Here is a 23,946-nt window from a genome sequence, read left to right on the forward strand (position 1 = left end):
CGAGAAGGTGCCCTGTCAGGGCATACACACGATCCGAACGAAGTGACGGTCCAGATCGACGGCGTCGGCCGTCAGCTGCAGGGACCCGTCGCGGCGCAGGACGGCCAGGACGGTTCGGACGGACCGGTGTTCGTGGACGAATCGGGCAGCCGCGGCCGCAGACTCCGCCGTGTCGGCTGGGTCCTCGGCATCGCCTGCGCGGTGTACGCGATGGTACTCGGCGTCTCCCTGCTGTCCGGGAACTCGGCGGCGCCCTGGATGCCGGGCCTCGGCAAGGACGACGACAAGCCCGCGGGCAAGGTCGACACCTCACCGACCCCGAGCGTCCTGGAGAGCCCCACGGCCTCGCCCGGTGACTCGCCCGCCCCGACTCCGACGGACAGTGAGGGTGGCACGCCGCCCGCACCCACCGGCAGCACCGCGCCGAGCGTGAGCGAGAGCCCCGACGCCCCGACCTCGCCGGGCAGTTCGCCCCGGCCCACCGACGACGGCGACGACCAGCCGGACCCCAAGCCCACCAAGACCCGCCCCACCGGCCCGCCGGACCCGACAGAGCCGGGGCCCGAGCCGTCCGACTCCTCGCCGCCACCGGTGGATCCGACCGCCTCGACACCCGCCGAAGCGGCCGGTGCGGGAGGCGGGCAGACCATGACGCAGAGCAGCGCTCCCGTGGGCTCATCGGGCGCTCCCGCCACGACCGCGAGCGCTCCCGCGACGTCCGCGGACGCTCCCGCGCCCTCGGGCTCTCCCGACAACACCCCGGGTGCTCCCGTCACTTCGGCCGCGGCGGCGGCCGGCGCCCCGGAGGGCGCCGCGCTATGACCTCCCGTTCCGGACGGCGGGCGGCACCCAAGCCGCGCCGTCGCCTTCCCATGCGTTATCTGCTGCCCTCGCTGCTGCTCGTGGCGCTGCTCGCGATGCTGATGCTGCGCGGGTATGTGCACAGCGAGATCCTCGCCGACCACCGGGTGCGCCCGCCCGTGGCCGCCGACAAGGTGCCCGAGGAGATCATCAAGGGCGGCCCGGTCATCGACGCCCGTGACCGCGGCAAGCCCGCCAAGGCGCTGAGTGTGCCCCGCAAGAAGCTCGTTCTCACCTTCGACGACGGTCCCGACCCGAAGTGGACCCCGAAGGTCCTCGACAAGCTGAAGAAGCACCGCGCGCACGGCGTCTTCTTCGTCACCGGGACCATGGCCGCCCGCCACCCGGACTTGGTCGAGCGGATGGTGAAGGAGGGCCACGAAGTGGGTCTGCACACCTTCAACCACCCCGATCTCTCCTACCAGTCCAAGCGCCGGATCGACTGGGAGCTCTCGCAGAACCAGCTCTCGCTCGCGGGCGCCGCGGGCATCAGGACGTCCCTGTTCCGCCCGCCGTACTCCTCGTTCCCGGACGCCTTCGACAACGCGTCCTGGCCCGTCACGGCGTACATCGGCGGCCGTGGCTACATCACCGTGGTCAACGACACCGACAGCGAGGACTGGAAGCGCCCCGGTGTCGACAAGATCATCGAGCGGGCCACTCCGCGCGGCGGCAAGGGCGCCATCGTCCTGATGCACGACTCCGGCGGCGACCGCTCGCAGACCGTCGCCGCACTGGACCGCTTCATTCCGCAACTGCAGTCGCGGGGTTATGAGTTCGCCGGCCTCACCGAGGCCATGGACGCTCCCGGCGCGCACACACCGGTCACCGGCTTCGACCTGTGGAAGGGCCGCGCGTTCGTGTCCGCGGTGGGCGTGTCGGAGAAGGCGACCGGTGTGCTCGTCGTGGGTCTGGCCGTGATCGGTGTCCTGGTCTTCGCGCGGTTCGGCCTGATGCTGCTGCTCTCCGGTGTGCACGCCCGGCGGGTGCGGCAGCGCGGCTTCAGCTGGGGGCCGCCGGTGATCGAGCCGGTGACGGTGCTCGTGCCCGCGTACAACGAGGCCAAGTGCATCGAGAACACCGTGCGTTCGCTGATGAGCAGCGATCAACCCGTCGAGGTGATCGTCATCGACGACGGTTCGAGCGACGGCACCGCGCGCATCGTCGAGAATCTGCGCCTTCCGGGCGTACGCGTGGTGCGCCAGCACAACGCCGGCAAGCCGGCCGCGCTCAACAGAGGCCTGGCGAACGCCCGTTACGACATCATCGTGATGATGGACGGCGACACCGTCTTCGAGCCGTCCACCGTGCGGGAACTCGTGCAGCCCTTCGGCGACCCCTGGGTCGGCGCGGTCGCGGGCAACGCCAAGGTCGGCAACAAGGACTCCCTGATCGGCGCCTGGCAGCACATCGAGTACGTGATGGGCTTCAACCTCGACCGCCGGATGTACGACGTGATGCGCTGTATGCCCACCATCCCGGGAGCCGTCGGCGCCTTCAGGCGCAGCGCACTCGAGCGCGTCGGCGGCATGAGCGACGACACGCTCGCCGAGGACACCGACATCACCATGGCCCTGCACCGCGACGGCTGGCGTGTGGTGTACGCGGAGAAGGCGCGCGCCTGGACCGAGGCCCCGGAGACCGTGCAGCAGCTGTGGTCCCAGCGCTACCGCTGGTCGTACGGCACGATGCAGGCCATCTGGAAGCACCGCCGCGCCCTCATCGAGCGCGGCCCCTCCGGGCGGTTCGGCCGGGTCGGCCTGCCCCTGGTGTCACTGTTCATGGTCCTGGCGCCGCTGCTCGCCCCGCTGATCGATGTGTTCCTGCTGTACGGCCTGGTCTTCGGGCCCACGCAGAAGACCGTCGCCGCCTGGCTCGGGGTCCTCGCGATCCAGGCGGTGTGTGCCGCGTACGCCTTCAGGCTCGACCGGGAGCGCATGATCCACCTGGTCTCGCTGCCGCTCCAGCAGCTCCTGTACCGGCAGTTGATGTACGTCGTGCTGCTGCAGTCCTGGATCACCGCCCTGACCGGCGGCCGTCTGCGCTGGCAGAAGCTGCGCAGAACCGGCGTGGTGGGGGCGGCGCCCGGCGGGGCGATACCCGGGCAGCGCGGCCGTGAGCGGAGGCCGGTCGCGTGACGTCCACGACTGCCGTGCCCAGCTGGGCGCCCGCGGCACCGGAGAACAAGCCGGGCCGTGACCGCTATCTCGACCTGCTGCGCTCGCTCGCCCTGGTCCGCGTGGTGATCTACCACATCTTCGGCTGGGCCTGGCTGACCGTCCTTTTCCCGTCCATGGGCGTGATGTTCGCGCTCGCGGGCGCCCTCATGGCGCGTTCGCTCGAGCGGCCCGCGTGGAGCGTGATCCGCGGCCGGATCAGACGGCTCCTGCCGCCGGTCTGGCTGTTCGGCGCCGTCGTGCTGCCGCTGATGTTCCTGGGCGGCTGGCAGCCCACCCGGACCGGGACCTGGGCCGTCGAACTGCTCAACTACCTCGTCCCCGTGGGCGCCCCGCCCTTCCCCTGGCACCTCGGCGACAAGGCCGGGCTCCTGGAGGACACCTGGGCGGTACAGGCGGTCGGGCCGCTCTGGTACATCCGCGCGTACCTGTGGTTCGTGATCGCCTCACCGCTGCTGCTGTGGGCGTTCCGCAGGCTGCCCTGGGCGACGCTGCTCGCGCCGCTCGCCCTGACCGCCGCCGTCGGCACCGGACTCGTCAAGATCCCCGGCGAGACCGGGAACGCCGTCACCGACTTCGCGGCCTACGGCTCCTGCTGGGTGCTCGGCTTCGCCCACCACGAGGGTCTGCTCAAGCGGATACCCCGCTATCTCGCGGTCTCCTGCGCCTCGCTCGTCATGGCCTTCGGCCTGTGGTGGGCCTCGGGCCACCTCGGCCCCGACGGCTGGGACCTCAACGACATCCCGCTCGCCCAGGCCACCTGGTCCTTCGGCTTCGTGGTGATCCTGCTGCAGTACGCCCCGGCATGGCAGCAACTGCCGGGAAAGCTGGCCAGGTTCGACAAGCTGGTGACCCTCTCCAACAACCGCGCCGTCACCATCTACCTCTGGCACAACCTGCTGATCATGGCCACGGTGCCGATCCTGGACCGCCTGTGGGACATCCCGTTCGTGGACGCCCATCTGTCGGAGGCCCTGGAGACGACGTACATGATCTGGATGTTCGTCCTCGTCTGGCCGCTGATCGGGCTCGTCGTCCTGGGCACCGGATGGGTGGAGGACCTGGCGGCGAAGCGCAGCCCGAGGCTGTGGCCGAACGGCAGACGGCCGTCCGGCGGGAGCAAGGGCGGCAGCGGCAGCGGGAGCAGGAGCAAGGCCAGGAGCGGGAGCAAGGGCAGGGGTGGGAGCAGGGTCGCCGGCAGGGGCGGCTCGCACCGGCGCTGAGCCGGTGGCTCACACCTCGCCCGCGCGCCGGGTGAGAGCAAGGTTGCGCGACGGTCACCCGGCGGCACAGGGCTGAAATGCGCCATCCCTAGCGTCGGCCTCACGACCCGACGCATCAGTGGAGGCGTGATGACAGCCCCGAGCACCACCGCATCACCGCGTAAGGGAGGCCGCTGGATCGAGCAGTGGGACCCGGAGGACGAGGCTTTCTGGCAGGAGAAGGGAGAGCGGGTCGCCCGGCGCAACCTGATCTTCTCCGTGCTCTCCGAGCACATCGGATTCTCGATCTGGACCCTCTGGTCGGTCATGGTCCTGTTCATGGGACCCGAGTACGGCATCGACCCGGCCGGGAAGTTCTTCCTGGTGTCCATGGCCACCCTGGTCGGGGCCGTGGCGCGGGTGCCGTACACCTTCGCCGTGGCCCGCTTCGGCGGCCGCAACTGGACGGTCTTCGCGGCCGGGATGCTGCTGCTCCCGACGGTCGCGGCGTTCGTGGTGATGGAACCGGGCACGTCCTACACGACGTTCATGCTCTGCGCGCTGCTCACCGGCGTCGGCGGCGGTAACTTCGCCTCCTCCATGACCAACATCAACTCCTTCTTCCCGCTGCGCAAGAAGGGCTGGGCGCTCGGTCTGAACGCGGGCGGCGGCAACATCGGCGTCCCCGTCGTCCAGCTCGTCGCGCTCGCGGTGATCGGCGCCGCGGGCGGCCCGCGGGTGCTGCTCGGGATCTATGTCCCGCTCATCGCGATCTCCGCGATCTGCGCCGCGCTCTTCATGGACAACCTCGCGCCGGTACGCAACGACACCGGCGCCGCGAAGGAGGCGGTCCGCGACCCGCATACCTGGATCATGGCGTTCCTCTACATCGGCACGTTCGGCTCGTTCATCGGCTACAGCTTCGCCTTCGGCCTCGTGCTGCAGACCCAGTTCGGCCGTACGCCGCTGCAGGCCGCCTCCATCACCTTCCTCGGGCCGCTGCTCGGCTCCCTGATCAGGCCCCTCGGCGGCTCGCTCGCCGACCGCTTCGGCGGCGCCCGCATCACGCTGTGGAACTTCGTGGCCATGGGCGCGGCGACCGCCGTCATCGTCATCGCCTCCGTGCAGGAGTCGCTGCCGATGTTCACCACCGCGTTCATCGCCCTGTTCGTCCTGACCGGGCTCGGCAACGGCTCCACGTACAAGATGATCCCCGGCATCTTCCAGGCCAAGGCCCTCGCACGCGGCCTCACGGGCGAGGCCGCCGCGGCTTACGGGCGGCGGCTCTCCGGGGCCTCGATGGGGCTCATCGGCGCCGTCGGCGCGCTCGGCGGGCTCGGCATCAACCTGGCCTTCCGGCAGTCCTTCCAGACCGCGGGCTCCGGCACCGGAGCATTTGTGGGGTTCCTCGCTTTCTACGCGGCTTGCTTCGTGGTCACCTGGGCCGTATACCTTCGCCGTCCGGCCCCCGCGGCAGCGCCGTCGAAGGCCACTCAGGAGAACGAACCGCAGCTCAGCTACGCCGAAGTGTGAGCCGCTGCGGCAGCGGGCCCCTGGGTCAGGACGTAACACGTACGACATCGAGGTGATCCGAGCCTGTCATCGCCCGTTGACAGGCTCGGTCACCTACCGGACGACTACCCCAGCGCGGGCGGGAACTCATGCACCCCACACAAGACGGACAGCACGGACCCCTGGCGGGATTCACCGTCGGTGTGACCGCGGCCAGGCGCGCCGACGAGCTCGGTGCGCTCCTTGCCAGGCGCGGCGCATCGGTCCTGCACGCTCCCGCACTGCGGATCGTGCCGCTCGCCGACGACGGGGAACTGCTCGCCGCGACCAAGGAACTCATCGACCACGCCCCCGACGTGGTGATCGCCACCACCGCCATCGGCTTCCGCGGCTGGGTCGAGGCGGCGGACGGCTGGGGCCTCGGCGAAGCTCTCATCGAGCGGCTGCGCGGCGTGGAACTCCTCGCCCGCGGGCCCAAGGTGAAGGGCGCCATCCGCGCCGCGGGCCTCACCGAGGAGTGGTCGCCGTCGTCCGAGTCGATGGCCGAGGTGCTCGACCGGCTGCTCGCCGAGGGCGTCGACGGCCGCCGGGTCGCCCTGCAGCTGCACGGCGAGCCGCTGCCCGGCTTCGTGGAGTCGCTGCGTGCCGGGGGAGCGGAGGTGGTCGGCGTGCCCGTCTACCGCTGGATGCCGCCCGAGGACCTGGCCCCCCTCGACCGCCTCATCGACGCCACCCTCACCCGCGGCGTGGACGCGCTCACCTTCACCAGCGCACCGGCCGCCGCGTCCCTGCTCACCCGGGCCACCGACCGCGGCCAGCTCGACGAACTCCTGGCCGCCCTGCACCACGACGTGCTGCCCGCCTGTGTCGGCCCGGTCACCGCGCTGCCGCTGCAGGCCCACGGCCTCGACACGGTCCAGCCCGAGCGGTTCCGGCTCGGCCCGCTGGTGCAGCTGCTCTGCCTCGAACTGCCCTCCCGCGCCCGTACGCTGCCCATCGCCGGGCACCGCGTGGAGATCCGCGGCCACGCCGTACTCGTCGACGACGAACTGCGCTCGGTACCGCCGGCCGGCATGTCGCTGCTCAGGGCCCTAGCCCGGCGCCCCGGCTGGGTCGTCGCCCGTGCCGAACTGCTGCGCGCGCTGCCGGGCGCGGGCAGTGACGAACACGCGGTGGAGACCGCGATGGCCCGGCTGCGTACGGCACTTGGGGTGCCGAAGCTGATCCAGACGGTGGTGAAGCGGGGGTACAGGCTCGCGCTCGATCCGGCGGCGGACGCCAAGTACGCGGACGTCTGACCCGCTGCGGGAACTCCCGGGGCCGCGTACCACCCCTCCCGGGAACTCCACGGGCCGTACCACCCTTTCCGGCACCACCCCTCCCGGGAACTCCACGGGCCGTACCACCCTTTCCGGCACCACCCCTCCCGGGAACTCCACGGGCCGTACCACCCTTTCCGGCACCACTCCTCCCGGGAACTCCACGGGCCGTACCAGCCTTTCCGGCACCACCCCTCCCGGGAACTCCACGGGCCGTACCACCCTTTCCGGCACCACTCCTCCCGGGAACTCCACGGGCCGTACCACCCTTTCCGGCACCACCCCTCCCGGGAACTCCACGGGCCGTACCACCCCTTGCGGCGCCACCCCTTCCGGCAACCGCCATGCCCAGGCACTCTGATAGGGCGAGCTCCGGTAACCCCACAGGGCGGTGACAGGCGCATGGCGGCAGGTGTGGCCACGTACGAGCTTCGGTTCGACTCCGGGCGGGTCTGCCTGGACCTCCTGGCGACCGCCCACCCCCAGGAACATCTCGAGGACCCGGACACGCTGCGCGCCTGGCTCACCGGCGCGGGCCTCGTCCCGGCCGGTACCCGGCTCGGCGGAATCGGTCCTGCATGTGTCGCCGCCTTCCGTGAACTGCGCGCCGACCTCTGGCAGTTGACGACCGGGGAGCCGGGCCGCGACCCCTACGCCTTCGACTCCGCGCTCGGTCGCGTCAACGCCCTGGCCGCCGACGCGCCCCCCGCGCCCCGCGCCGTACGCACCGAGGACGGCGGCCTGGTGCGGGCGCTGTACCCGGAACCCGGCTGCCCCGCCCTGCTGGCGGCCGTCGCCAGGGACGCCGTCGATCTGCTCACCGACCCGGTGGCACGCTCCCGCGTCCGGCAGTGCGAGGGCGACAACTGCCCGCTGATCTACCTCGACACCTCCAGGGGGCGCAGGCGCCGCTGGTGTTCGAGCGAGGTCTGCGGCAACCGGGAACGGGTGGCGAGGCACCGCCGCCGCAGCATGGCCAAGGCACTTTGAACTCACCTTGAACGCACGGCAGTCGGCGTACGTACGACCTCTCGAACCGGCGACCGGAAGAACCCGGGACAGCGGAGGTACGCGTGCGCAAGGATTCCGTCGTGGCAGACGACCGCCCGCCCCGGGCGCGGCATCGGTTGCCCCGTCGTCCGCAAGTGCCCGCGCCCGACGAGGAGTTGATGCGCGCGCTCTACCGGGAGCACGCGGGTCCGCTGCTCGCCTATGTGCTGCGGCTCGTCGCCGGAGACCGGCAGCGGGCCGAGGACGTCGTCCAGGAGACGCTCATCAGGGCCTGGAAGAACGCCGGTCGGCTCAATCACGCCGGGGGCTCGGTACGGCCCTGGCTGGTGACGGTGGCCCGGCGTATCGTCATCGACGGCCACCGCAGCCGGCAGGCCCGGCCGCAGGAGGTCGACCCGTCGCCACTGGAGGTCATCCCCGCGGAGGACGAGATCGACAAGGCGCTGTGGCTCATGACGCTTTCCGACGCGCTCGACGACCTGACCCCCGCGCACCGCGAGGTCCTCGTCGAGACGTACTTCAAGGGCCGTACGGTGAATGAGGCGGCCGAGACGCTCGGCATCCCACCGGGCACGGTCCGCTCACGGGTGTTCTACGCGCTGCGCTCCATGAAGCTGGCGCTCGAAGAGCGGGGGGTGACGGCGTGAGCGGCTACGAATCCCAGGGGTTCCGGGACCATCAGGGTGGCGAGTCCGTGCACGACGCGGTCGGGGCCTATGCGCTCGGCATCCTGGACGGCGCCGAGGCCACGGCTTTCGAGCGGCATCTGGCCCGATGCGACTCCTGCGCCCGGGAGTTGGCCGAACTCTCCCCGATGGAGCCGATGCTCGCCGCGCTCGCGGGCCGCGAGGAACCAGGGCCGTCGCCTTCGTCGACGCCTTCGCTGCCGCGCCGGCCGCAGCCGTTGTCCCAGTCCCAGTCCCAGTCCGCGTCACAGTCCCAGTCCCAGTCCCAGTCCCAGGCCCAGTCGCAGTCGTTGTCGCCGTCGCAGCCGAGCCCGCGGCTGCTCGGCGGCCTGGTCGACGAGGTCGAGCGCCGGCGGGCGGCCGGGCGCAGGCGCACCCTCTATCTGGTGGCGGCCGCGGCCGCGCTGATCGTGGGCGGCCCGCTCGCGGTCATGGCGGCCACCGGCGGCGATGACGGTACGAGGACGCCCGAGGCCCACGAGACGAGCCCGGCCAAGGACGCCTTCTTCCACCACATGGAGGAGAAGGTCGCGGCCACCGACTCGGCCACCGATGTCACCGCGACGGTCGGCATGGAGAAGAAGCCCTGGGGCACGCACACCGTCCTGGAGCTGAAGAACGTCAAGGGGCCGCTCAAGTGCTCCCTCGTGGCGGTGGGCAAGGACGGGGAGCGGGAGACGGTCACGTCCTGGTCGGTACCGAAGTCCGGGTACGGCATCGAGAACAGCCCGGACAAGTGGTCGCGCTCACCGCTGTACGTCCACGGAGGCGCGGCCCTGGACCGGAACGACATTGATCACTTCGAGGTCCGGACCGTGGATGGCAGGAGTCTTGTGGAGGTCGATGCGTAACTTCGCGTACGGTTGACGGCTGCCCAGTACAGCAGAAGGGGAACTCGGTGGCCGACGTACGCGACCGTGAGATCAGTGTCGAGCAGGACCACCTCGACCAGGTCTACCGACGCCTCGAAGAGAAGATCCACGAGGCCGAGTTCCTGATGCGGGACGCCGCCACCCGCGGCCAGGTCGGCACGCCGGGCGCGCTCGCCGAGCGGGACGCGCAGGTCTTCCGCGCGGGCATCCACCTCAACCGCCTCAACAGCGAGTTCGAGGACTTCCTCTTCGGCCGGATCGACCTGCTGCTCGGCAAGGACGGCAAGAAGGGTGCCGACGGCGCCTACACCTCGGTGGAGCCGGCCGACGACGCGGTGCGCGAGGACAACACCGCCGATATCGCCGAGACCCTGCACATCGGCCGGATCGGAGTCCTCGACGCCGACTACTCCCCGCTGGTCATCGACTGGCGGGCCCCGGCCGCCGCCCCCTTCTACCGCTCCACGCCGGTCGACCCGGGCCGGGTCGTACGCCGTCGCGTCATCCGCTCCAAGGGCCGCAAGGTCCTCGGCGTCGAGGACGACCTGATGCGCCCCGAGCTGACCGCGTACCTGAACGGCGAAGAGCTCCCGGCCCTCGGTGACGGCGCCCTGATGGCCGCGCTCGGGCAGGCCCGCAGCCACTCGATGCGGGACATCGTGGCCTCGATCCAGGCCGAACAGGACCTGGTCATCCGGGCCCCCGCCGCCTCGGTGACCTATGTCGAGGGCGGCCCCGGCACGGGCAAGACGGCTGTCGCCCTGCACCGCGCGGCCTATCTGCTCTACCAGGACCGCCGCCGGTACGCGGGCGGCATCCTGATCGTCTCCCCGACACCGCTCCTGGTCGCCTACACCGAGGGCGTGCTGCCCTCGCTCGGCGAGGAGGGCCAGGTGGCGATCCGCGCGGTCGGCGCCCTGGTCGACGGCGCCGAGGCCACGGTGTACGACGAGCCGGCGGTGTCCCGCGTCAAAGGTTCCTCGCGGATGCTCAAGGTGCTGCGCAAGGCGGCTCGGGGCGTCCTTGAGGGGCCGCCGCGTCAGGGCGACGCGGCGGGTGGTGCGCGTGGTGCGGGGCGTGCCGGTGGCTCCGGTGGCTCCGGTGGTCCGGGCGGCGGTCAACTCGCGTTCGGCGAGGACCCGCAGGAGCCCGCGGGCCCGCCGACGGAGCCCGCGGGTCCGCCCACCCGGCTGCGGGTGGTGGCCTTCGGACGCCGCCTGGAGCTGGAGGCCGAGGAGCTCGGCCGGATCCGCCGCGCGGCACTCGGCGGCACCGCGCCCGTCAACCTTCTGCGCCCGCGCGCCCGCAAGCTCCTCCTCGACGCCCTGTGGGCCCGCTCCGGCGCGGCGTCCCGGCACAACGACCCGGAGCTGGCCGCGGAACTGCGCTCCTCCTTCGACGAGGACGTCACCAGCGAGGACGACTTCATCGCGTTCCTCGACGCCTGGTGGCCCGAGCTCACGCCGCGCGGTGTGCTCGCCGCGATGTCCGACGAGAAGCGCCTCGGCCGCTTCGCACGCCGGGTCCTCAACCCCGGCGAGGTGCGCAAGGTGGCCCGCTCCCTGCGCCGCGAGGGCTACTCCGTGCACGACATCGCGCTCCTGGACGAGCTGCAGACCATCCTCGGCACCCCGGCCCGCCCCAAGAAGAAGCGTGAACTCGACCCGCTGGACCAGTTGACCGGTCTGGACGAGCTGATGCCGGTACGCGAGGAGACCCAGCGCGAGCGCGCCGAGCGTCTGGCCCAGGAGCGCGTGGAGTACGCGCATGTCATCGTCGACGAGGCACAGGACCTGACCCCCATGCAGTGGCGCATGGTCGGCCGCCGCGGCCGGCACGCCACCTGGACCGTGGTCGGCGACCCGGCGCAGTCCTCCTGGTCGGACCCGGACGAGGCCGCGGCCGCACGCGACGAGGCCCTCGGCACCCGCCCGCGCCGCCGCTTCGAGCTGACCGTCAACTACCGCAATCCGTCCGAGATCGCGGACCTCGCCGCCAAGGTCCTGGCCCTCGCGATGCCCGGCACCGAGTCCCCGAAGGCGGTCCGCTCCACGGGCGTACAGCCGCGCTTCGCGGTCGTCTCCGACGCCGGCCTCGGCCGGACGGTGCGGGCCGAGGCCGCGGCGCTCCTGGACCGGGTCGACGGCACGGTCGGCGTGGTGGTCGCGATGCGGCGCCGCGAGGAGGCCGCCCGCTGGCTCGCGGATCTGGGTGAGCGCGTGGTGGCCCTCGGCAGCCTGGAGGCGAAGGGCCTGGAGTACGACGCGACGGTGGTGGTCTCCCCGGCGGAGATCGCCGACGAGTCGCCCGCGGGCCTGCGCGTCCTGTACGTCGCCCTGACCCGGGCCACCCAGCAGCTGACGGTGGTCTCGGGCACGGCGGACGTACCGAACGCCGACGGCGTCCCGGACCTTCTGCGCGACTGATCCGGCGCGGCGGCCGGGCGGATCCGGTGTGGCGGCGGGGCGGATCCGGTGTGGCGGCGGGGCGGATCCGGCGCGGTGGGGGGCGTCCGCAGGGCCCGTCGCCGCGCCGCGAAAAAGCGACCCCCGGGACGGGAATTGCCTTACGGGGATCGTTTGTTACCTTGGACATGGCACCGGCCCGATCCAAGCCCCCGGGCCCAACCATCGTCGCTACGAGCGACCACTTGCCGCGAGGCGAGCATGGCGGGTCGGTGTCACTGAACTTCAGCAGAACGCTGCGAGAGGCCCGCGTCACCCACAGTGGCGCGGGCCTCTTGTCGTTCCCTACAGAGTTCTCCGGGGCTGCCGGGCAGCTCTTCCGGCGGACGATCACTTCTCGTATGGTGGAAGACGTTTTCCGAAAAGGTTGAGAACAAAACGTTCTCAATCCGGGGCGGCTACCACGTACCCAGCGGTAGGTGCGACGATCGGATGACGCACGCGACATACAGGTGAAAGAGGAAGTCGGCATGGCAACGGCGCCCAGCGTCTCCTACTCGATGACGGTCAGACTCGAGGTGCCTGCGAGTGGTACCGCGGTATCGCAGCTCACCACGGCCGTGGAGTCCTCCGGAGGCTCGGTCACCGGCCTCGACGTCACCGCGTCGGGCCACGAGAAGCTCCGTATCGACGTCACCATCGCCGCGGCCTCCACCGCGCACGCCGACGAGATCGTCGAGGAGCTGCGCGGCATCGAGGGCGTCACGCTCGGCAAGGTCTCCGACCGTACGTTCCTGATGCACCTCGGCGGCAAGATCGAGATGGCGTCCAAGCACCCCATCCGCAACCGTGACGACCTGTCCATGGTCTACACCCCGGGCGTGGCCCGCGTGTGCATGGCGATCGCCGAGAACCCCGAGGACGCCCGCCGTCTCACCATCAAGCGCAATTCCGTTGCGGTTGTGACGGACGGCTCCGCGGTGCTCGGCCTCGGGAACATCGGCCCGAAGGCCGCGCTGCCCGTGATGGAGGGCAAGGCGGCCCTCTTCAAGCGTTTCGCCGGCATCGACGCCTGGCCGATCTGCCTGGACACCCAGGACACCGACGCGATCGTGGAGATCGTGAAGGCGATCGCCCCCGGCTTCGCGGGCATCAACCTCGAGGACATCTCCGCGCCGCGCTGCTTCGAGATCGAGGCCCGCCTTCGTGAGGCCCTCGACATCCCGGTCTTCCACGACGACCAGCACGGCACCGCCATCGTCGTACTCGCCGCTCTGACCAACGCACTTCGTGTGGTCGGCAAGTCCATCGGCGATGTCCGTGTGGTCATGTCCGGCGCCGGCGCGGCCGGTACGGCGATCCTCAAGCTGCTGCTCGCGGCCGGCGTCAAGCACGCCGTCGTGGCCGACATCCACGGTGTCGTGCACGCCGAGCGCGACGACCTGAAGGATGCCGCGGCCGACTCGCCGCTGCGCTGGATCGCGGACAACACCAACCCCGAAGGCGTCACCGGCACGCTCAAGGAGGCGGTCGTCGGCGCCGACGTCTTCATCGGTGTCTCGGCCCCGAATGTGCTCGGCGGCGAGGATGTCGCGGCCATGGCGGACGACGCGATCGTGTTCGCGCTCGCGAACCCGGACCCCGAGGTCGACCCGTCAATCGCCCGTGAGACGGCCGGAGTTGTGGCCACCGGGCGGTCCGACTTCCCGAACCAGATCAACAACGTCCTGGTGTTCCCCGGTGTCTTCCGCGGTCTGCTCGACGCCCAGTCGCGCACGGTCAACACGGAGATGATGCTGGCCGCCGCGAGCGCCCTCGCGGATGTCGTCACCGAGGACGAGCTCAACCCGAACTACATCATCCCCAGCGTCTTCAACGACAAGGTCGCGGGCGCGGTCGCCGGAGCGGTGCGCAACGCCGCGAAGGCGGCGGGAGTTGCGGTGACGGCCACCACCTCGGCCTGAGGTGACCGGACGGCGCGCTCCGGAGCGACCGCTGCCGCGTCCTGATGCGAGCGGGTGCCGTGGCCGGATGTGACCGGTACCACGCCCCGGCTGACGGCGCGTCGCGGCGCGTCTGGCGCGCCCCTGCCCCCTAGGGTTGCCGTCGGCACGCCCTGAAATCCCTGCGGTCCGCTGCCGGGAGACGCACGGAGCGTCACGTTATTCGTCACCATTTCGGCGAAGTGGCGCTTTTCGTGTGACTCCCAAGGGTGCCGGATTGGCTTTCCCGCCGTTCGTAGGGGCAGGATGCGTTTCTAGGCGGGAGGGTCTGACGACGGACCCGGGTCCGGGGACCCTCGAAGGACCCTGGCAGCATCGGCTTCGCTGTGCTGAACATGCGGCCTCCGCCGCGTGGCACGCCTCAACGGCAAGAAGAACACGGGAGTACAAACATGAACCGCAGTGAGCTGGTGGCCGCGCTGGCCGACCGCGCCGAGGTGACCCGCAAGGACGCCGACGCCGTGCTGGCCGCGTTCGCCGAGACCGTCGGCGAGATCGTTGCCAAGGGCGACGAGAAGGTCACCATCCCCGGCTTCCTGACCTTCGAGCGCACCCACCGTGCCGCTCGCACCGCCCGCAACCCGCAGACCGGCGAGCCGATCAACATCCCGGCCGGTTACAGCGTGAAGGTTTCGGCCGGTTCGAAGCTGAAGGAAGCGGCGAAGGGCAAGTAAGCCTCGACGTCAGCAAGGAGGGCGGCACCCGGGACTTCCCGGGTGCCGCCCTCCTTCGTCGTAGTACGGGGCCGTGCGGTGTCGTACGAGGGTGTCGTACGGGGCCGAGGCCGGGCCGGGGCCCGGCTACAGAGCGATCTCCTCCAGGGAGCCGACCACCGTGGTGCGGGGGCCCGGCTCGATGCCCGGCACCGAGGGCACCGCGAGCAGCCGGCAGCCGGCCGCGAGGGCCGCGGCCGCGCCCGTGGGGGTGTCCTCCACCGCGAGGCAGTCGGCCGGCGCCACGTCAAGCGCCGCGGCGGCCGCCAGATAGGGGTCGGGGTGGGGCTTGCCGCGGTCCGACTCGCCCGAGGTGACCGAGGTGTCGAAGCGGTGCCGGCCCAGGGTCTTCAGGACGAGCTCCGCCACATGGCGCTCGGAGGCCGTCACGAGCGCCGTGGGGATGCCGAGCTCGCGGGCCCGGTCCAGGAGGCGCAGGGCGCCGGGCTGTACGGTCACGCCCGCCGCCACCCGGGCGGTGAACTCCCGGTCGAGGAGTTCGGCGCTCTCAGCGGCCGTCAGGGCCGTCAGGCCGCTGCGTACGAGGTGCTCGGCCGCGTCGCCCACGGCCGCACCCGCGAACGGTGCCAGGGTCTCGGCGTCCGCCGGGGAGCCCTGGGCGCGCAGGAAGTCCGCGACCGCGTCGAGCCACGCGTGCTCCGTGTCGACGAGAGTGCCGTCCATGTCACAGAGCAGGGCGGCGGGGCGGGCGAGTGTGAGCGGCGCGGATGGCATCGCGGAGTTCCTCAAGTGACGGGGCTTCACGAAGAGAGGGGGGCTCTTCGAGGGGACGGGGGTGTTGGCGGGGGCGGCGGGGTGGTGGCGGGGCGGGGGTTCGGTCAGCCCGCGCCCGCGACGGCTCAAAGGGCTGCGCGTGTGGGGGTGTTGCGGGCCAGGGGGTTGGCCTGGACCGAGTTGCGGACGGTGAAGACGACGGAGCCCGGGCGGTAGCGGTCGTCGGAGGTCTCCACCGGGCGGCCCTCGGCGGTCGTCGTGGTGCGGCGTACGCGCAGGAGCGGGGAGCCGCGGCGTACCGCCAGTTCCCTTGCGTCCGTGGTGCCCGCGGCGACCGCGTCCAGGTGGTGCTCGCCGTTGGACATGACCAGGCCCACGGCGTCGTAGAGGCTCTGGGTGACCGACTCGCAGTCGTCCGGGAGGCGTTCGACGGCGTCGGCGGTCCAGCCCGCGTAGACCGTGCGTTCGAGAAGGACCGGCTCGGCGTCCAGGGTGCGGATCCGCAGGATGTGCAACACCTCGTCACCGGGGGCGAGTTGGAGCTGCGCGGCCTCGGCGTCGGTGGCCGGCGCGCGGCGTGAGGTGAGGACCCGGCCGCCGGGGGCGCGCCCGCCCGCCCTGGCCCACTGGGCGAAGCTGCGCAGCTCCGTGAAGCTCTGGCTGGGGGTGGCCGCGAGCACCACGCGCCGGGCGCCCTGGCGCGAGCCGATCAGGCCCTCCGCCTGCAGCGTGCCGAAGGCCTGGCGCAGGGTGCCGCGGGAGACACCGTGCGCGGCGGCCAGTTCGGATTCCGATGGCAGGGCCGCGCCCACCGGATAGCGGCCGTCGGCGATGGCGCGGCGCAGCTCGTCGGCGATGTGCTCATGCCGTCGGGTCACTTGCTCTCCTTGTGGAGCCGTGCTGGTGAGAGGGCTCGATCATGTCATCAGGAGCCCGGTCCGCGCACCCCACGGTGTGCGCAGATGTGCGCACAGTGGTTGAGCGGAACCCTTCGTCTCACCACTTCTGCGGAAGGTAAACGTCTCTCTTCATAACGCTTTTGACCTGCACTTTTTCTTCTCCGCGAGCTTTACCTGCCGGTCACTTGCCGGTTATCTTCATCCGGCTTACTGACGGTGGCTTGTCCAGACAGGTGGCATGCCGAACATCCAGGAGTACCCATCGTGAAGGCATCCCGTTCCCGTGGTTCGAGGCGCGCTCTGACCGCCGCGGTCTGCGCACTCGCCACCGCCGCCGTGGCCACCGGCTGCGGCTCCGCGCCCACCGCCGACGCCCAGAACAGCAAGGCGGGCAAGGCGGCCTCCGCGGCCGACCTCGGCGGTCTGGACAAGCTCGTCGCCGCCGCCAAGAAGGAGGGCGAGCTGAATGTCTACGCCCTCGCGCCCGACTGGGCGAACTACGGCGAGATGATCAAGGCCTTCGAGAAGAAGTACGGCATCAAGGTCAACAACGAGAACCCGGGCGGCAGCAGCCAGCAGGCGCTCAACGCCGCGGCCAAGCGCAAGGGCCAGCCACGCGCCGTCGACGCCCTGGACCTCGGCACCGCCTATATGCAGGACGCCAAGGCCAAGCAGCTGCTCGCGCCGTACAAGGTCGAGGGCTGGGACGAGGTGCCGGGCGCGCAGAAGCAGCCCGACGGGTCCTTCATGGACAACTACGGCGGCTACATCTCGATCGGCTGTGACGCCAAGGCCGTCAAGAAGTGCCCGGAGACCTTCAAGGACCTGCTCAAGCCCGAGTACAAGAACAAGGTCGCCCTCAACGGCAACCCCACCGAGTCCAGCTCCGCGCTGTCCGCGGTCTTCGCCGCCTCGCTCGCCAACGGCGGCTCGCTCGGTGACGTACAGCCGGGCCTGGACTTCTTCAAGGAGCTGAAGAGCAAGGGCAATTACGTGCCCGCCGAGTCGACGCTCGCCACCATCCAGAAGGGCGAGACCCCGATCTCCATCGACTGGGACTACCTCAACCTCGGCTACGGCGACAAGCTCAAGCCCCAGGGCGTCGACTGGAAGGTGACCGTCCCGAAGGACGGCCAGTACTCGCTCTACTACAACCAGGGCGTCAACAAGTACGCGCCGCACCCGGCCGCCGCCCGCCTCTGGCTGGAGTTCGTCTACAGCGAGGAGGGCCAGAACATCTGGCTCAAGGGCTACTCGCGCCCCGCCCTCTTCGACCGGATGGAGAAGGCCGGCACCGCCGACAAGGCCGCCGCCGCCAAGCTCCCCGAGGTCTCCGGCACTCCCAAGTCGGCCACGCCCGAGCAGGAGGCCAAGGCCAAGGAGAAGGTCGTGCAGGGCTGGGGCAAGGCGGTCGGCTGACCATGGCGGAGCAAGCAGTGGAAGCGGTGGCCGAAGCGCCGCCGACGACGCGCGCGGCGGCGCCCGCCACCCGGCGCCCCGCGCGCCGGGGCCGGGCCCGCTGGCTCGCCGTCGTGCCGTTCTTCGCGTTCCTCGCGGTCGGCTTCGGCCTGCCCGCGGGAACCATGGCGTACGGCGCGTTCACGGCGACCGACCCGACGACCGGCGCGACCCGTTTCACCACCGAGAACGTCACAGGGGCCCTGTCCGGTGTCTATGCCGAAGGGCTCGTGGGGAGCGTCGAACTCTCCCTGGTCACCGCCCTGTTGGCGACCCTCGTCGGCGCGGTGATCGCCCAGGCCCTGGTCGCTTCGCGGCGGCCCGCGCTGCGCAAGGCCGTCGTCGCGGCCTGCGGGGTGTTCGCCAACTTCTCCGGTGCGCCGCTGGCGTTCGCGTTCATCGCGACCCTCGGCACCACGGGCACGCTCACCAAGATGCTCTCCCTGGAGTCCACCGGGTTCAGCGTCTACACCTTCACCGGGCTCGTGCTCGCGTACCTCTACTTCATGATCCCGCTGATGGTCGTCACGGTGCTGCCCGCCTTCGACGGCCTGCGCAGCCAGTGGCGTGAGGCCGCCGCCTCCTGCGGTGCGACCCGCGGGCAGTTCTGGCGGCATGTCGGCATCCCGGTGCTCACGCCCTCACTGCTCGGCGGCGCGGTCCTGATGTTCGGCACGGCCTTCGCCTCGCACGCCACCGCGGCCGTTCTCGTCGGCGGCTCCGTGCAGCTGATCACCATCCAGATCGCCAACGCCCTGAACGGCAACGTCCTCGCCGGGCAGGAGAATCTGGCGCTCGCCATGAGCCTCAACATGGTCCTGATCGCGCTGCTCGTGATGGCCGTACAGATACCGCTGCAGCGCAGGAGTGCCCGATGGCTCGGATGACGTCGCGCGGCCCCGTACTCGGAGTCGCCGCCCTCTACTTCCTCGTGCCCGTCGCGGCCTCCCTGTGGTTCACGATCGACGGCGCCGGCGGCATCAGCTTCGACGTCTACAGCAAGGGCCTCGGCTCCGAAGGCCTGACCGCCAGCCTGCTGCGCTCGGTCACCGTCGGCCTCGCCACGGTCGTGCTCGGACTGCTCCTGATGGTCCCCACCATGGTCGCCGTCGCCCTGCGGATGCCCCGCCTCCGCCGGACCGTCGAGATCCTGTGCATGATGCCGCTCGTGGTGCCGCCGATCGCCCTGGTCGCGGGTGTCGCCACCGTGCTGTCCTGGCAGCAGGACCTGGCCGCGACCCCGCTGTACGGCACGTTCCAGGCGCTCATCGACCGGGACTTCCCGCTGATCCTCGTCATCGTCTACACGGTGATGTCGCTGCCGTTCCTGTACCGCTCGCTCGACGCGGGCCTGCGCGGCGTCGATCTGCGCACCCTCGTGGAGGCCTCGCGCAGCCTGGGCGCCTCCCGGGTGCAGACGCTGTGGCAGGTGATCGTGCCCAATCTGCGCCAGGCCGTGATGGGCGGCGCGGTGCTCAGCCTCGCCATGGTGCTCGGTGAGTACTCGGTCGCGTCCGTGCTCGGCTTCGAGCCGTTCGCCGTGTGGATGGTGAACGTCGGCGACAGCGAGGCCCAGCTGTCCGTCGCCGCCGCGATGCTCAGCCTGCTCTTCACCTGGGGGCTGCTGCTCCTCCTCACCGCGCTCGCCGGCGGGCGCTCCCGTAAGCGGTCCAGTAAGCAGCAGTCAAGTAAGCAAAGGAATTCCTCGTCATGACCGTCCCCGTGCAACTCAAGCAACTGCGCCGGGAGTTCGGCGGCACCGTGGCCCTCGACGGCCTCGACCTGGACATCGCCCCCGGCGAACTGGTCGCCCTGCTCGGCCCGTCGGGCTGCGGCAAGACCACCGCCCTGCGCATCATCGCGGGCTTCGAGACCGCCGACAGCGGCGAACTGCTCATGGACGGCCAGGACATCACCGGCACCCCCGCCAACCGCCGTGACATCGGCATGGTCTTCCAGTCGTACAGCCTCTTCCCGAACATGACGGCCGCCGAGAACGTCGCGTACGGCCTTCGGGTACGGGGTGTCTCCGGCGCCGAACGGGCCGAGCGGGCCAAGGAGTTGCTGGACCTGGTCGGGCTCCCGGGGCGCGACGGCCACTACCCGCACCAGCTCTCCGGCGGCCAGCAGCAGCGGGTCGCCCTCGCCCGTGCCCTGGCCATCAAGCCCCGCGTGCTGCTGCTCGACGAGCCCCTCTCGGCCCTCGACGCCAAGGTGCGGCTCACCCTGCGCGAGGAGATCCGCCGGATCCAGCTGGAGCTCGGCATCACCACGGTCTTCGTCACGCACGACCAGGAAGAGGCGCTGTCCATGGCGGACCGCGTCGCCGTCATGAAGGACGGCCGGCTCGAACAGTGCGCCGCGCCCAGCGAGTTGTACGACCGTCCGGCCACACCCTTCGTCGCCGAGTTCGTCGGCACGATGAACCGGCTGCCCGGTGTCGTACGGGACGGGGGCACCGTCGAGCTGTTCGGGCGCCGGCTGCCCGTGCACGGCGACGCCGCTTTCGCCGCCGGTGACGAGGTCGACGTACTGCTGCGGCCGGAAGGGTTCGCCGTCGCCGCCGACGAGGCGAAGGGCGAGCCCGCGACCGTACGGGTCGCCACCTTCCTCGGTGCCACCACCCGGCTGCACCTGACCACGGACTCCGGAGTCGCCCTCAAGGCCGACCTGCCCAGCTGGGAGGCGGCCGGGCTGACGCCGGGAGCACGCTGCGCGATCACCCCGCACGACAATCCCGCGCTCATCGCCGAGCGCACCGTCCACAAGGAGTGACCCACCTCGTGACTGTCACACGGCGTATCACCCTGGCCCTGGCGGCGACCGCCGTCGCCGCCGCGGCCACCACCGCGACCGCCCTCGCGGGACCCGCGGACCGGCCTGCACCGGCGCCCGCGCCCAAGGCCGCGGGCGAACTGCGCGTCCTGTCCATGAACTTGTGGCACGGGGGCGCGCAGGTCAACGACGGGCTCACCAAGCAGCTCGCCGTCATCGAGAAGCACCAGCCGGACGTGGTCGGCTTCCAGGAGACCTCCGGCCACTCCGCCAAGGACCTCGCGGCGAAGCTCGGCTGGGACCACTGGCAGTCCAACGGCAGCCTCGGCATCATCAGCCGCTTCCCGATCACCTCCAAGGCGGAGACGATCAGCGGTGGCGCGGGCGCCGGGGTCCGGATCCGGATCGACGAGTCGAGCGGCCAGGAGGTCGAGCTGTGGACGGCCCACCTCGGCTACACGCCGTACGGGCCCTACGACGCCTGCTTCGACCAGATGCCGGTCGACGAGATCATGAAGCGTGAGGCGGAGTCCGGGCGTACGGGGCAGGCCACGGAGCTGGCCGCCAAGCTCAAGGACAAGATCGCGAACGCGGACGAGACGCCGGTGCTCGTCGTCGGCGACTTCAACTCGCCCTCGCATCTGGACTGGACGGACGCGAACAAGCACTGCGGGTACGGGAAGGTGGACTGGCCCGCGACGAAGATCGTCGCGGACGCCGGTCTGAAGGACTCCTACCGGGAGGCGCACCCGGATCCGGCGTCGGATCCGGCCACCACGTGGTCGCCGGTGTATCCGAAGCATGACGGTTCCACCGGGGAGGTCGAGCCGCAGGACCGGATCGACTTCATCAACTACGCCGGGAGCAAGTTGTCCGTGCGGGACTCGTCGGTGATCGTCGAGGGTTCGCCGAAGCCGTATCCGGATCACGCGGACAATGCGTGGCCCACGGATCATGCGGCCGTGCTGACGACGTTCGCCGTCGGCTAGGCGCTCCGCGGGCAGTCCGGTCACCTGCGGGTGCGTCGTGGCTGGTCGCGCAGTTCCCCGCGCCCCTTCGGGCGGTCCTCAAACGCCGGACGGGCTGAATGTCAGCCCGTCCGGCGTTTGAGACTTCAGGAACCGCGACGTACTACACCAGCGCGCCTCCGGGCAGCTCCACCTTCGCGCCGAGCTCCATCAGCTTCTCCATGAAGTTCTCGTAGCCGCGGTTGATCAGGTCGATGCCGTGGACGCGGGACGTGCCCTGGGCGGCGAGGGCCGCGATCAGGTAGGAGAAGCCGCCGCGCAGGTCGGGGATGACCAGATCCGCGCCCTGCAGCTTCGTCGGGCCCGAAACCACCGCGGAGTGAAGGAAGTTCCGCTGGCCGAAGCGGCAGTCGGAGCCGCCGAGGCACTCGCGGTAGAGCTGGATGTGCGCGCCCATCTGGTTCAGGGCGGACGTGAAGCCGAGGCGCGACTCGTACACCGTCTCGTGGACGATGGACAGGCCGGTGGCCTGCGTGAGAGCCACGACGAGCGGCTGCTGCCAGTCCGTCTGGAAGCCGGGGTGCACGTCGGTCTCGAGGGCTATCGACTTGAGCTGGCCGCCGGGGTGCCAGAAGCGGATGCCCTCGTCGTCGATCTCGAAGGCGCCGCCGACCTTGCGGTAGGTGTTGAGGAAGGTCATCATCGTGCGCTGCTGGGCGCCGCGCACATAGATGTTGCCCTCGGTGGCGAGCGCGGCGGACGCCCAGGAGGCGGCCTCCAGACGGTCCGAGAGCGCCTGGTGGTTGTAGCCGCCGAGCTTGTCGACACCGGTGACCCGGATGGTCCGGTCGGTGTCCATCGCGATGATCGCGCCCATCTTCTGCAGTACGCAGATGAGGTCCTCGATCTCCGGCTCGACCGCGGCGTTCGACAACTCCGTGACGCCTTCGGCCAGTACGGCCGTCAGGAGCACCTGCTCCGTGGCGCCCACCGAGGGGTAGGGCAGCCGGATCTTCGTGCCGCGCAGCCGCTGCGGGGCCTCCAGGTACTGGCCGTCCGCGCGCTTCTCGATCGTCGCGCCGAACTGCCGGAGCACCTCGAAGTGGAAGTCGACCGGGCGGCCGCCGATGTCACAGCCGCCGAGGCCCGGGATGAACGCGTGGCCGATGCGGTGCAGAAGCGGGCCGCAGAGCAGGATCGGAATACGGGACGAGCCCGCGTGCGCGTCGATGTCGGCGACATTGGCCGATTCGACGTGCGAGGGATCGAGGACGAGTTCACCGGGCTCGTCTCCCGGGTGGACGGTCACGCCATGCAGCTGCAGCAGACCGCGTACGACCCGGACGTCGCGAATGTCGGGGACATTGCGCAGCCGGCTCGGACCGCTGCCGAGCAGCGCGGCGACCATGGCCTTGGGAACCAGGTTCTTCGCGCCGCGGACACGGATCTCGCCCTCCAGCGGGGTTCCGCCGTGGACAAGCAGGACGTCGTCATTGCCGTTGACGGTCATGTATCTCGCGTTCCGATGAGGTGGGCAGGGGGCCGAAGAGCAAGGGTAATGGGCTCCTACCCCCTTCCCGTAAGGCCAAGGGCGGTCAAGGACGTCATGACTCCGCTACAACACGAACCGTGCCTTATCCAGCGCATACGGTCACCGGAATCGGAGGTTCTGTACATGTGCGCGGGTTCCGCCTCCGTGCGCCCTGAGCTGGGATGGCTCACGTAAGGCCGTTGCCTCCCCACCGAGGGCGAAGATGCGGGATCATGTCTGCCATGACCGAGGTGTCCTCGCTCACAGGGCGGCTGCTAGTCGCCACACCCGCCCTGGCGGACCCGAACTTCGACCGTGCCGTGGTGCTGCTCCTCGACCATGACGACGAGGGCTCACTCGGCGTGGTCCTCAACCGTCCCACGCCGGTGGACGTGGGCGACATCCTGGAGGACTGGGCCTCACTCGCCGGTGAGCCCGGTGTGGTGTTCCAGGGCGGTCCCGTCTCGCTCGACTCCGCCCTCGGGGTCGGGGTGATCCCCGGTGAGGAGGGCCCTCTCGGCTGGCGCCGGGTGCACGGCGCGATCGGGCTCGTCGACCTGGAGACCCCGCCCGAACTCATCGCCGCCGCCCTCGGCTCACTGCGGATCTTCGCGGGGTACGCGGGCTGGGGCCCGGGGCAGCTGGAGGACGAGCTCGCCGAGGGTGCCTGGTATGTCGTCGAGTCCGAGCCCGGTGATGTGTCGTCGCCGGTGCCGGAGCGGCTGTGGCGCGCGGTCCTGCGACGCCAGCGCAGCGAACTGGCGATGGTGGCGACGTATCCGGACGATCCATCCCTGAACTGACCGTCACGGGCGGCCG

Annotated in this window: 20 protein-coding genes; 17 read left to right on the forward strand and 3 right to left on the reverse strand. The window is 70.8% G+C overall.

All coding sequences use genetic code 11. The features are described from left to right. The first annotated feature begins 42 nt into the window (after positions 1-42). From ACFQVC_RS37130 to ACFQVC_RS37180, 11 genes are all read left to right on the forward strand, one after another. Positions 43-822, forward strand: a complete 780-nt coding sequence (locus ACFQVC_RS37130; protein WP_381839196.1) for a hypothetical protein — start codon at positions 43-45, stop codon at positions 820-822. Further along, positions 819-2,999 (forward strand): bifunctional polysaccharide deacetylase/glycosyltransferase family 2 protein, encoded by a 2,181-nt coding sequence (locus ACFQVC_RS37135; RefSeq protein WP_381839199.1) that lies wholly within the window; start codon positions 819-821, stop codon positions 2,997-2,999. Before ACFQVC_RS37130 ends, ACFQVC_RS37135 begins: the two co-directional genes overlap by 4 nt. After that, entirely contained in the window at positions 2,996-4,261 is a 1,266-nt protein-coding gene (locus tag ACFQVC_RS37140; RefSeq protein WP_381839202.1) for an acyltransferase family protein, read from the forward strand. The genes ACFQVC_RS37135 and ACFQVC_RS37140 overlap by 4 nt, the downstream gene beginning before the upstream one ends. 129 nt (positions 4,262-4,390) lie before the next feature. After that, complete coding sequence (locus tag ACFQVC_RS37145; RefSeq protein WP_381839205.1) at positions 4,391-5,773, forward strand: nitrate/nitrite transporter; 1,383 nt, start codon at positions 4,391-4,393, stop codon at positions 5,771-5,773. A 128-nt stretch (positions 5,774-5,901) separates the two neighbouring features. After that, entirely contained in the window at positions 5,902-7,050 is a 1,149-nt protein-coding gene (locus ACFQVC_RS37150) for a uroporphyrinogen-III synthase (protein WP_381839208.1), read from the forward strand. 423 nt (positions 7,051-7,473) lie between these two features. Next, on the forward strand, positions 7,474-8,061 hold the full coding sequence (locus ACFQVC_RS37155; protein ID WP_381839211.1) for a CGNR zinc finger domain-containing protein: 588 nt from the start codon (positions 7,474-7,476) through the stop codon (positions 8,059-8,061). Between the two features lie 83 nt (positions 8,062-8,144). Beyond that, on the forward strand, positions 8,145-8,729 hold the full coding sequence (locus ACFQVC_RS37160; RefSeq protein ID WP_381839214.1) for a sigma-70 family RNA polymerase sigma factor: 585 nt from the start codon (positions 8,145-8,147) through the stop codon (positions 8,727-8,729). Then, on the forward strand, positions 8,726-9,619 hold the full coding sequence (locus ACFQVC_RS37165) for a zf-HC2 domain-containing protein (protein WP_381839217.1): 894 nt from the start codon (positions 8,726-8,728) through the stop codon (positions 9,617-9,619). The genes ACFQVC_RS37160 and ACFQVC_RS37165 overlap by 4 nt, the downstream gene beginning before the upstream one ends. A 47-nt stretch (positions 9,620-9,666) precedes the next feature. Further along, positions 9,667-12,066 carry a HelD family protein gene (locus tag ACFQVC_RS37170; RefSeq protein WP_381839219.1) on the forward strand — a complete coding sequence of 800 codons (2,400 nt, stop codon included), beginning with the start codon at positions 9,667-9,669 and terminating at the stop codon, positions 12,064-12,066. Between the two features lie 509 nt (positions 12,067-12,575). Continuing rightward, positions 12,576-14,009, forward strand: a complete 1,434-nt coding sequence (locus ACFQVC_RS37175; protein WP_381839222.1) for an NAD-dependent malic enzyme — start codon at positions 12,576-12,578, stop codon at positions 14,007-14,009. A gap of 431 nt (positions 14,010-14,440) precedes the next feature. Further along, complete coding sequence (locus ACFQVC_RS37180) at positions 14,441-14,722, forward strand: HU family DNA-binding protein (protein WP_016645140.1); 282 nt, start codon at positions 14,441-14,443, stop codon at positions 14,720-14,722. Positions 14,723-14,848: 126 nt separating this feature from the next. On the opposite strand, the gene ACFQVC_RS37185 is transcribed toward ACFQVC_RS37180, so the two are convergent. After that, positions 14,849-15,496: an HAD family hydrolase gene (locus ACFQVC_RS37185; protein WP_381839226.1), complete on the reverse strand. Its 648-nt coding sequence runs from the start codon at positions 15,494-15,496 to the stop codon at positions 14,849-14,851. Between the two features lie 125 nt (positions 15,497-15,621). Then, complete coding sequence (locus ACFQVC_RS37190; RefSeq protein ID WP_381839229.1) at positions 15,622-16,374, reverse strand: GntR family transcriptional regulator; 753 nt, start codon at positions 16,372-16,374, stop codon at positions 15,622-15,624. Positions 16,375-16,659: 285 nt separating this feature from the next. Between ACFQVC_RS37190 and ACFQVC_RS37195 the strand changes: the two genes are divergently transcribed. Genes ACFQVC_RS37195 through ACFQVC_RS37215 form a run of 5 tightly spaced genes read left to right on the forward strand, consistent with a single transcriptional unit; the run spans position 16,660 to position 21,617 of the window. Continuing rightward, a complete protein-coding gene (locus tag ACFQVC_RS37195) occupies positions 16,660-17,814 on the forward strand; it encodes an extracellular solute-binding protein (RefSeq protein ID WP_381839232.1) in 1,155 nt (384 codons plus the stop codon). 2 nt (positions 17,815-17,816) lie between these two features. Then, positions 17,817-18,740: an ABC transporter permease gene (locus tag ACFQVC_RS37200; RefSeq protein ID WP_381839235.1), complete on the forward strand. Its 924-nt coding sequence runs from the start codon at positions 17,817-17,819 to the stop codon at positions 18,738-18,740. After that, complete coding sequence (locus tag ACFQVC_RS37205; protein ID WP_381839238.1) at positions 18,728-19,567, forward strand: ABC transporter permease; 840 nt, start codon at positions 18,728-18,730, stop codon at positions 19,565-19,567. Before ACFQVC_RS37200 ends, ACFQVC_RS37205 begins: the two co-directional genes overlap by 13 nt. Further along, the gene (locus ACFQVC_RS37210; RefSeq protein WP_381839241.1) at positions 19,564-20,628 is read left to right on the forward strand and encodes an ABC transporter ATP-binding protein; all 1,065 of its coding nucleotides are present in this window, start codon (positions 19,564-19,566) and stop codon (positions 20,626-20,628) included. The genes ACFQVC_RS37205 and ACFQVC_RS37210 overlap by 4 nt, the downstream gene beginning before the upstream one ends. Positions 20,629-20,636: 8 nt before the next feature. Next, positions 20,637-21,617: an endonuclease/exonuclease/phosphatase family protein gene (locus ACFQVC_RS37215; RefSeq protein ID WP_381839244.1), complete on the forward strand. Its 981-nt coding sequence runs from the start codon at positions 20,637-20,639 to the stop codon at positions 21,615-21,617. 142 nt (positions 21,618-21,759) lie between these two features. Here the strand turns inward: ACFQVC_RS37215 and murA are convergent, their stop codons facing one another. Then, a complete protein-coding gene (murA, locus tag ACFQVC_RS37220; protein WP_381839247.1) occupies positions 21,760-23,106 on the reverse strand; it encodes a UDP-N-acetylglucosamine 1-carboxyvinyltransferase in 1,347 nt (448 codons plus the stop codon). A 263-nt stretch (positions 23,107-23,369) separates the two neighbouring features. Here murA and ACFQVC_RS37225 point away from each other — a divergent pair, with 263 nt between their 5' ends. After that, positions 23,370-23,930: a YqgE/AlgH family protein gene (locus tag ACFQVC_RS37225; RefSeq protein WP_381839387.1), complete on the forward strand. Its 561-nt coding sequence runs from the start codon at positions 23,370-23,372 to the stop codon at positions 23,928-23,930. Positions 23,931-23,946: the final 16 nt, after the last annotated feature.

It is taken from the genome of Streptomyces monticola (assembly GCF_042665355.1).
Lineage (GTDB): Bacteria > Actinomycetota > Actinomycetes > Streptomycetales > Streptomycetaceae > Streptomyces > Streptomyces monticola.

What these genes read in the sequence shown, in the direction of transcription:
- ACFQVC_RS37135 (WP_381839199.1), top strand. Translation starts at nt 819, where the DNA reads ATGACCTCCCGTTCCGGACGGCGGGCGGCACCCAAGCCGCGCCGTCGC.
- ACFQVC_RS37225 (WP_381839387.1), top strand. Translation starts at nt 23,370, where the DNA reads ATGACCGAGGTGTCCTCGCTCACAGGGCGGCTGCTAGTCGCCACACCC.
- ACFQVC_RS37185 (WP_381839226.1), bottom strand. Translation starts at nt 15,496, where the DNA reads ATGCCATCCGCGCCGCTCACACTCGCCCGCCCCGCCGCCCTGCTCTGT.
- ACFQVC_RS37200 (WP_381839235.1), top strand. Translation starts at nt 17,817, where the DNA reads ATGGCGGAGCAAGCAGTGGAAGCGGTGGCCGAAGCGCCGCCGACGACG.
- ACFQVC_RS37145 (WP_381839205.1), top strand. Translation starts at nt 4,391, where the DNA reads ATGACAGCCCCGAGCACCACCGCATCACCGCGTAAGGGAGGCCGCTGG.
- ACFQVC_RS37150 (WP_381839208.1), top strand. Translation starts at nt 5,902, where the DNA reads ATGCACCCCACACAAGACGGACAGCACGGACCCCTGGCGGGATTCACC.
- murA (WP_381839247.1), bottom strand. Translation starts at nt 23,106, where the DNA reads ATGACCGTCAACGGCAATGACGACGTCCTGCTTGTCCACGGCGGAACC.
- ACFQVC_RS37205 (WP_381839238.1), top strand. Translation starts at nt 18,728, where the DNA reads ATGGCTCGGATGACGTCGCGCGGCCCCGTACTCGGAGTCGCCGCCCTC.
- ACFQVC_RS37210 (WP_381839241.1), top strand. Translation starts at nt 19,564, where the DNA reads ATGACCGTCCCCGTGCAACTCAAGCAACTGCGCCGGGAGTTCGGCGGC.
- ACFQVC_RS37155 (WP_381839211.1), top strand. Translation starts at nt 7,474, where the DNA reads ATGGCGGCAGGTGTGGCCACGTACGAGCTTCGGTTCGACTCCGGGCGG.
- ACFQVC_RS37180 (WP_016645140.1), top strand. Translation starts at nt 14,441, where the DNA reads ATGAACCGCAGTGAGCTGGTGGCCGCGCTGGCCGACCGCGCCGAGGTG.
- ACFQVC_RS37175 (WP_381839222.1), top strand. Translation starts at nt 12,576, where the DNA reads ATGGCAACGGCGCCCAGCGTCTCCTACTCGATGACGGTCAGACTCGAG.